The sequence below is a fragment of the Nevskiales bacterium genome (assembly GCA_035574475.1).
GTDB lineage: Bacteria > Pseudomonadota > Gammaproteobacteria > Nevskiales > DATLYR01 > DATLYR01.
The window spans coordinates 1-8,513 of record DATLYR010000225.1 but is presented as its reverse complement, the minus strand read 5'-3'; the positions used below and the strand labels follow the sequence as shown (position 1 = coordinate 8,513).

General features: G+C 65.5%; 9 protein-coding genes. All 9 read left to right on the top strand.

From position 1 onward, the window contains the following. Positions 1 to 287: hypothetical protein (locus VNJ47_13435; GenBank protein HXG29836.1), on the top strand; the 287-nt coding region annotated here is incomplete at its 5' end. 35 nt (positions 288 to 322) lie between these two features. Then, on the top strand, positions 323 to 994 hold the full coding sequence (locus VNJ47_13430; protein ID HXG29835.1) for a YjbF family lipoprotein: 672 nt from the start codon (positions 323 to 325) through the stop codon (positions 992 to 994). A 110-nt stretch (positions 995 to 1,104) separates the two neighbouring features. Continuing rightward, positions 1,105 to 3,240 carry a YjbH domain-containing protein gene (locus tag VNJ47_13425; GenBank protein HXG29834.1) on the top strand — a complete coding sequence of 712 codons (2,136 nt, stop codon included), beginning with the start codon at positions 1,105 to 1,107 and terminating at the stop codon, positions 3,238 to 3,240. A gap of 226 nt (positions 3,241 to 3,466) precedes the next feature. Beyond that, positions 3,467 to 4,174 carry a FecR domain-containing protein gene (locus tag VNJ47_13420; GenBank protein HXG29833.1) on the top strand — a complete coding sequence of 236 codons (708 nt, stop codon included), beginning with the start codon at positions 3,467 to 3,469 and terminating at the stop codon, positions 4,172 to 4,174. Between the two features lie 201 nt (positions 4,175 to 4,375). Then, positions 4,376 to 5,752: a DUF1329 domain-containing protein gene (locus VNJ47_13415; GenBank protein HXG29832.1), complete on the top strand. Its 1,377-nt coding sequence runs from the start codon at positions 4,376 to 4,378 to the stop codon at positions 5,750 to 5,752. A gap of 195 nt (positions 5,753 to 5,947) precedes the next feature. Then, entirely contained in the window at positions 5,948 to 6,676 is a 729-nt protein-coding gene (locus VNJ47_13410) for a MotA/TolQ/ExbB proton channel family protein (GenBank protein ID HXG29831.1), read from the top strand. Continuing rightward, positions 6,673 to 7,098: a biopolymer transporter ExbD gene (locus VNJ47_13405; GenBank protein ID HXG29830.1), complete on the top strand. Its 426-nt coding sequence runs from the start codon at positions 6,673 to 6,675 to the stop codon at positions 7,096 to 7,098. Before VNJ47_13410 ends, VNJ47_13405 begins: the two co-directional genes overlap by 4 nt. A 76-nt stretch (positions 7,099 to 7,174) precedes the next feature. Continuing rightward, positions 7,175 to 8,029 (top strand): DUF3450 domain-containing protein, encoded by an 855-nt coding sequence (locus tag VNJ47_13400; protein ID HXG29829.1) that lies wholly within the window; start codon positions 7,175 to 7,177, stop codon positions 8,027 to 8,029. Between the two features lie 158 nt (positions 8,030 to 8,187). Then, a partial coding sequence (locus tag VNJ47_13395) for a hypothetical protein (protein HXG29828.1) occupies positions 8,188 to 8,513 on the top strand: 326 nt, incomplete at its 3' end.

Below are 8,513 nucleotides of genomic sequence, written 5' to 3'. Positions count from 1 at the left end.
AAACCGCCAATGCCGGTCGCATCTACGTGATCCGCGGCTTCGTGGACGAGGCGCAGAATCCCGGCGGCAGCGTGCACACGCGCCTGGAGCCCGTCATCTACCAGCTCAATGCGAAGTCGGTGGACGCATTGCTCCTGGCGGACCAGTTCCCGCTGAAGCCGCGTGACGTGGTGTTCGTGTCCTCGGCGACGCTGGTCAACTGGAACCGCGCGCTGGCGCAGATCATCCCGTCGCTCAACGCGGTCTTCCAGACGGCGGTGATTTTCGACTCGATCGACAACCAGTAACCCGGCACGTGCTCAGGCCCGGTGCCCGGCGCCCCATGACGACCGCAACGACGGCGCTGTGCACGCGGCGGGGTTTCCTGCTGGCCCTTGCCAGCGCCGCTCTGGCTGGCTGCGCGCGCGGCCGGCCACTGGCCGGCACCGCCGGTGCCGTCGCAGGCGGCGGCACAACCCGCTACCCCTTCAGCCGTGCGGACATCGAGGCGCTGCGTGTGCCGTGCATCGGCGTCACGGTGGGCGAGACCCTGCCGGGGGTCATGTTCCTGACCCGCTACGAGGCAGACCATGCGCTGCGCTGGGAGTCCAGCAACCGCATCAGCCTGGTGACCCGCCGGGGGCGGATCGTGGCCACCCACGGTCTGCGCCGCGACCTGGCTGCAACACGCTTTGCGACCGAGGATCCGCTGCTGGAGTCGGCACCGCCGGCACGTGCCGGTCTGACACGGCAGGTTGACCTTGTGCCCGGCGATCACCGCGATGTGGTTTACCGCTCCACGCTCGAAGCTGTCGGCGAGGAGTTCGTGACGGTGCTGGAGCGCACCCACCGCACGGTCCGCATCACCGAGGTGCTGACGGTCAGGCGTTGGCAGTGGCGCGCGCTGAACACCTATTGGCTCGAGCCGGATAGCGGCACGGTGATCCGCAGTATCCAGCACCTCGCGCCGGACAGCCCGCCAATCGTGATTGACCATTTCGGGGTGCCTGCGTGAGAGGGCGAACCCGAAAAGCCGTGAGCTACTCCGTCATTCCGGCGAAAGCCGGAATCCAGGGTCTTGCAAGTCACAGGACATCGGCTTTTGCCGGGGTGACGAAATCAAAGATGAAGTGCGTGGCATGGGTGGCTGCGGTCGGTGGCAGTATCCTTTTCTCGCCGCCTGTCCCTGCCGGCCCGCTGGACTACTCTCAGTCGGACTTCGGCGGCGTCGGCCTCATGCAGAACCCGACCGCACGCTTTGCCGACGACGGCACGCTGAGTTTCGGGCTGTCCACGCAGAAGCCTTACAACCATATCTACGCCTCGTTGCAGTTACTGCCCTGGCTGGAAACCACGCTGCGCTACACCGAGATCGAGAATCGCCTGTTCGGGCCACCCGCTTTCAGTGGTGACCAGACAGCCAAGGACCGCGGCGTGGATTTCAAGCTGCGGCTGGTGGAGGAAACACGCCATCGCCCGCAGCTGGCGCTGGGTGTACGCGACATCGGCGGCACCGGTCTGTTCGGCAGCGAGTACCTGGTGGCCAGCAAGCGTTTCGAGAACCTGGATGTCTCCCTAGGCATGGGCTGGGGCCGGCTGGGCGCGCGCGGGGATGTGCGCAATCCTTTTACCGTCCTGTCGGACAAGTTCGAAACCCGGCCCGGTGCAGAGCCGGGTGGCGGCTCGCCGGACTTTGATCGCTGGTTCCGCGGCGAGCGCGTAGCTTTCTTCGGAGGGCTGGAGTGGTGGACGCCGTGGCGCGGGCTGCGGGTCAAGCTGGAGTACGAGGGCAACGACTACCGCAGCGAAGCGTTGAGCAACGACCAGGATGCAGATACGCCCGTCAACCTGGCGTTCCTGTACCCCGTCAACAATTACTTCGACGTATCGGCGGGTATCGAGCGCGGCAACACCTTCATGGCCAATGTCTCCACCCACATCAATCTGCAGCGTGATCGTGGTCCCCCCAAAACCCGTGATCCGATTCCGCCGCCGGTGCGGGTACGCACTGCGGTGGAGATGCAGGCACGCCTGACGCTGGCCCAGGAACGCGAGCTGGCACGCAGTCTGGAGCAGCCGCTCAGGGAACAGGGCTATACCCTGCGCGGGCTGACGCTGAACCGCGATGCCCGCTCGCTGCAGCTGTGGTACAGCCAGGGCCGCTACCGCAACCACGCGCAGGCCGCTGGACGTATTGCGCGCGTGCTGACACAACTGGCGCCAGATGCGGTGGAAAGCTTTGTGTTGATCGATATGAGTGGCCCGGTCGAGACGCACCGTACCACGGTGGCGCGCGCGGACCTCGAACGGATCGCCGCCGGCGCTGCGACGCTGGCCGAGATGCGTTTGGGTAGCAGTGTCACCGGCCCGCGCAACGGCTACCGCCGTGCAGCACTCACCGATCTGGCCGCTTTTCCGGATTTCAGCTGGGACATCACCCCCAAGCTGCGCCAGCACATCGGCGGCCCCGACGGGTTCTACTTCGGCCAGCTGTGGCTGCGACTTGGCGGTGACCTGCAGCTGACGCCGGAGCTGAGCCTGTCCGGGGCGCTGGGTTTCGATATCTACAACAACTTCGACGATCTGCAGCCACGGCCGAGCAGCACTCTGCCGCACGTGCGCAGCGAGATCGTCAACTACCTCAAGGAAGGGCAGAACAACATCGTGTTCCTGGAGGCCAACTACATCTGGTCACCGGCGCCGGAATGGTACGCGCGGCTGTCGGCCGGCCTGTTCGAGGAGATGTATGGCGGTGTGGCGGGGGAACTGCTTTACAAGCCCTATGAAGAGGCCTGGGCGCTGGGTTTCAACCTGAACCATGTCTGGCAGCGGGATTTCGACCAGCGCTTCGACTTCCGGGATTATGACGTGACCACCGGCCACCTGACGCTGTACTACGAACTGCCGTTCTACGAGGTCCTGGCGCAGGTCAGCGTGGGGCGCTACCTGGCCGGGGACACGGGCACGACCCTGGATTTCTCGCGTGAGTTTGCCAACGGCGTGCGGGCCGGGGCCTTTGCCACTTTTACCGACGTCTCCTCGGAAGACTTTGGCGAGGGCCGCTTCGACAAGGGCTTCTACCTCACTCTGCCCCTGGACCTGTTCTTCAACCGATCGAGCCGCCAGCGCAGCAGCTTCGTGTTCAAGCCCTTGACCCGGGACGGCGGCCAGAAGGTGCGGGACGGCCGTGCCCTGTACGGCCTGGTACAGGATGCCGGGCGGGATACCGTGACCGGCGGCTGGCCGGGTTTTCTCGACTGATTCAGCAAACGGTGGAAATCGAGATTATGTTGGCGCATACTAAATTTGCCGGGATATGGGGGGGTATTGCGTGCGCCGCTACGGCCAACCGAGTGATTCCAGGGTATTTCTGGAAGGTCCGGCAAGGCTACGCAAAACTCCAAGGATGAACTGCCAAGCATAGGGGGGCAACATGCGAGAAAGAGCGGCGATCAAACTGACCGTCCCGGTCTTCGGGATGTTGCTCATGCTGCTGAGCAATCTGGCGCTCGCAGCGGCCGGCACGGTGGAGTTCGCCACCGGCGATGCCAAGATCCAGCGCGGTGGCACCGAGCTGCAGGCAAGCAAGGACACACCGATCGAATCCGGGGACGCACTGGTGACCGGCGACGACGGCCGTATGCGCGTGCGCATGGAAAACGGCGAGCGTATCGCCTTGCATCCCAATACCAAGTTCGTCATTGATCAGTACACGCCGCCGAAGTCCGCGGACAAGCCGGAAACCGGCAAGAGCTTCTACACCTTCATCCGCGGCGGCTTCGACGCCGTGGTGGCCTCGCTGGGCCGGCGTGACACCACCAGCTACCGGGTCAAGACGCCGGTCGCCACCATGGGGATCCGCGGCACGGCGTACACCATGATCTGGACCCCGGAGGGCCTCTATGTGCAGGTCACCGAGGGCAGTATCACCCTGACCAATGCGGCCGGCACGCTGGTCGTTCAGGCCGGCCAGATCGGCTTCGTCGGCTTGGGTGGCGTGGCGCCTGTCCTGGTCAACAGCATGCCGGTCATTGGTGCCGGTGTCGGTGCGGCCACCGGCGTGGGTCTGGGTGTGGGCCTCGGGACCACGCTCGGTATCTTGGGCGGACTGGGTGGACTGGCGATCATCGTGGGTAATGACGGTAGCTCTGGCAGCAGCACGACCACCACGACCACCACCACTACAACACCGTAACAGTCCACACCTACGGATTCCATAACCGGCCCCGCTCTGCGGGGCCGTTTCGTTTGGGGGCTTTGCTGAGGAGACGGGACATGGACGGCGGCCGGGCATACCGCTGGCAAACGTTTTGCCGCATTCTGCTAACCTTCCGGCAGTGGTCGCGGTTAGAGCCGTGCCTGCCATGAACCTGAGCGTATTCGTAAGGAGCCTATCTTGACTCGCATTCACCTGGGACTTGGATTCGCCGCCGCGCTGCTGGCGGCCGGTACCGCCACCGCCAGGCCGGCGCCCGAAGACATCGCCAAGCTCGGCAAGGAACTGACCGCCATCGGCGCGATCCGTGCCGCCAATGCCGACGGCAGCATCCCGGAATGGACCGGCCCGAGCAACTTCACCGACGAGCAGCGCCGGCTGACGCCGCAGCAGATCGAGACCATGCCCGGCGACGAGCTGGAAAAGCTCTTCTCCGGCGGTCGCATCGAAAAGCCGCTGTTCACGATCACCAAGGCCAACATGGCCCAGTACGCGGACAAGCTGACGGAAGGGCACAAGCGCATGCTGACCCAGTACCCCAGCTACAAGATGCCGGTCTACACCAGCATCCGCTCCGGGCATTTCCCCAAGGTGATCGAAGAGGCCACCATCAAGAATGCCTCGACCGCGGTGCTGGAAGGCTCGGACGTGAAGGGCGCCGCGCTCGGCTTTCCCTTCCCGCTGCCGGAGCGCCCCGAGGAGATCATCTGGAACCACCGCATGAAGTTCCGCGGCGCCGGCGTGCGCCGCTACAACAACCAGGCGATCGTGCAGCCGGACGGCAGCTATACCATCACCAAACTGATCGAGGACGTGAAATTCGTCTACTCGAACATCAAGAACCCGCCGCCGCCGGACAACAAGGTGATGCTGTACTACCTGTCCGAGTACCTGTCGCCGCCGCGCATCACCGGCCAGTTCATCCTGGCCACCGAGCCGGTGCAGGGTCTGCGCGAGGCCTATATCTACAACCCGCAGGTGCGTCGCGTGCGCCGCGTCCCGGACGCCGGCTACGACAACCCGACCGAGGGCTCGGACAACTCGCAGACCTATGACCAGATCGACATGTTCAACGGTTCGCTCGACCGCTACACCTGGAAGCTGGTGGGCCGCAAGGAGCTGTACATCCCGTACAACTCCTTCAAGATCGAGGACCGCCGGGTCAAGTACAAAGACATCCTGCACAAAAGCCACATCAATCAGGAGCTGGCGCGCTACGAGCTGCACCGCGTCTGGGTGGTGGAGGCCAACCTGCGCGAAGGCACTTCGCACATCTTCAAGAAGCGCGTGTTCTACCTCGACGAGGACAGCTGGTCGATCGCGGCGGTGGACTGCTACGACAACCGCGACCAGTACTGGCGCTTCCAGGAAGGGCACCTGGCCAGTTTCCCGATGATCCCGACCGTGTCGGCGGTGCCGGAGGTGATCTACGACCTGCAGACCGGGCGCTATTTCACTACCGCGATGCAGAACGAGGACAAGGTCAGCGACTACCTGATCGAGTTCAAGAGCGACTACTTCACGACGCAAAACCTGAAGAACAAGACCAACCGGTAAGGCTAAGCCTTTTGGATCACGTTGAGCTGGGGGTGTCGCGACTAAAGTCGCTCCTCCAGGCCACAGGCACTAGGTCCTGGTGGGAGCGGCTTCAGCCGCGACAGACATTAAAGAGAAACCCGGCAAGGGGTGCGCAAGTCAAAAGGCCAGACCGGCGAGAACGGCGGCCTTGGGGTGCTGAGGAGTAACGCGGCGATGAACGGATCTTTCTTGGGCCAGATGGACACCGTGGTGTTCAGCACGCTGATCGTGCTGGTGGTGATGTCCGCGGCCAGCTGGTATTACGGCCTGACCAAGGCCTGGCACCTGTGGAAGGTGCGCACGCACATGGACGGCATCATCGATGCCTTCTGGGGCGCGGCCTCGCTGGCGCAGGCCATCGTGCAGCTCGACAAGCACCCGGACGACCCCTTCGCGCGCCTGGCCCGGCAGTGCGCCAAGGCCGCCGAGCACTACCAGAAGCACGCGCCCAACCGCCTGGGCGAAGCCACCAGCCTGAGCGACTTCCTCACCCGTACCCTGCGTCACACCATCAGCCACGAGACCGCGCGCCTGGAATCCGGGCTGACGCTGCTGGCGACGGTCGGCAGTACGGCGCCCTTCATTGGCCTGTTCGGCACCGTCTGGGGCATTTACCACGCGTTGTCCGCCATCGGCGCCAAGGGCGAGGCCTCGCTCGAGACCGTGGCCGGGCCGGTCGGCGAGGCGCTGATCATGACCGCGCTAGGCCTGGCGGTGGCGATTCCCGCGGTGCTGGCCTACAACGCCATCGTGCGCAGCAACCGCCTGATCCTGACCGACCTCGACGCCTTCGCCCACGACCTGCACGCCTACTTCACCACCGGTGCGCGCGTGCTGGAGGGCGGCGGTCGCGACATGCTGCAGGTCGCGGCCACCCGCGCTTCGATGGGGGTCAAGCCGTGAGCTTCGGCAGCTTCGACCAGGAAGGCCATAACGCACCGATGGTGGAGATCAACACCACGCCGCTGGTGGACGTGATGCTGGTGCTGCTGATCATCTTCATGATCACCGCGCCGCTCTTGACCCACCAGGTCAAGATCGACCTGCCGCAGGCCACCACGCAGAAGAGCACCGAGAAGCCCGAGATCGTCACCGTGGCCATCGACGCCGCCGGCACGCTGTACTGGAACAACAGCCCGCTCACCCGCGCCGAGCTGGGCGAGCGCCTGGCGGTGGCGGCTCGGCAGCAGCCGCAGCCGGAGTTGCACCTGCGCGCCGACCGGCATACGCAGTACGAGAAGCTGGCCGAAGTCATGGCCGCGGCCCAGAACGCCGGCATGCGCCGCATGGGCTTCGTCACCAGCCCGCAGCAGGGTGGTTCCTGATCGCCAGACGGGCTTGCGGGTGGTACAGATGATCAGGCGCCGGCCCCGGACCAGTCTCGTCATTCCCGCGAAAGTCGTGGAGATCGCCATTGCGCCGGTCGCGCGCATGGCACGCTCCTACAAAAGAGCGTCAGCCTTTGTAGGAGTCTGCCTGCAGGCGACTCTTGCCGGCGCCAGTCGTATCGTCATGGCCCTGCTGCTGGTTGTCTTGTTACTCCCCGCCCTCGCCGCCGACAGCGCCAACCCCGCGATTGAACTGCTGGTGCAGGCGCACCAGGAAGCGGCCAAGTCCCAGGCGCGCATCGACAAGCTGGACGACGACATGCGCCGCATGCGCGACGAGATGCGCCGCGGCGTGCTGCAGCTGGAAAGCCTCAAGACCGACCTGCCGGCGCTCGAACGCCACGCTGGCGAGCAGGCCGCGCGCCGCGCGCAGCTGGAGCGCGAGCTGTCCGCCGGCGTGCCCGGCCAGATCGAAGTCGCTCCGGCCTTGCAGCAGATGGTCGCCTGGCTGGATCGCTTCGTGCAGGCGGATGCGCCGTTCCGGCTCGACCAGCGCCGCCAGCGTATCGCCGGATTGAAGGCGCTGCTGGCGAAACCGGACGTACCGGACGCCGACAAGCTGCGTGCGGTGCTGGAAGTCACCCAGGTCGAGCTGCAGTATGGCCGCAGCGTCGAGGCCTATACCGGCCAGCTGCGCTTCGGCGGCAAGGACCAGGACGTCGAATTCCTGCGCGTCGGCCGGGTCATGCTCTATTACCTGGAACCCGAAGGCGCGCGCCAGGGCTACTGGGACCGCAGTACACGCCGCTGGCAGCCGCTGCCGGCGGAAGAACGGGAACGACTCGAGGCCGCCCTCGACATGGCCCGCGGCGAGACGCCACCGGAGCTGATGGAGCTGCTCCTGCCGGCGCCGGGGGCGGGGTCGTGAGTACGCCGAATAAAAAGTCCCCTCTCCCGATTCGGGAGAGGGACAGGGAGAGGGGGCTAACCGCTGGCAGCTTCTCACCCCCGCCCCATCCCTCCCCCATCAAGGGGGAGGGGGTAAAGGCTTGGGCGGTTCTGCTGTTACTTGTTTTGATCTGTGCGGTGCAGCCCGCCTCCGCCGCCACCCCCGACGAACTGCTGCGCTTCGCACAGCAACAAAAAGAGCAGAGCGCACAGCAGCAGAAGGCGCGCGAGGCGCGCTTCGCCCAGGCGCATGCCGAGCTGAAAGCGAAGCACGCCGCCGCGCTCAAGGAGGTGCGCGCGCTGGAGGCCCGCGCGGCGGCGCTGCGCCGCCAGGCCGAGGCCGACCAGCAGCGCATCGGCGAGCTGGAGGCGCAGCTGGGCACGCGCGGCGACGACAGCCTGCACGTGCAGCGGCTGCTGCGCGTCTTCGGCCGCGACTTGCGCACGCTGCTCGCCACCTCGCC

Excerpts from the sequence above, each read along its gene's own strand:
- VNJ47_13430 (HXG29835.1), top strand. The coding sequence starts at position 323 with ATGACGACCGCAACGACGGCGCTGTGCACGCGGCGGGGTTTCCTGCTG.
- VNJ47_13425 (HXG29834.1), top strand. The coding sequence starts at position 1,105 with ATGAAGTGCGTGGCATGGGTGGCTGCGGTCGGTGGCAGTATCCTTTTC.
- VNJ47_13420 (HXG29833.1), top strand. The coding sequence starts at position 3,467 with ATGCTGCTGAGCAATCTGGCGCTCGCAGCGGCCGGCACGGTGGAGTTC.
- VNJ47_13410 (HXG29831.1), top strand. The coding sequence starts at position 5,948 with ATGAACGGATCTTTCTTGGGCCAGATGGACACCGTGGTGTTCAGCACG.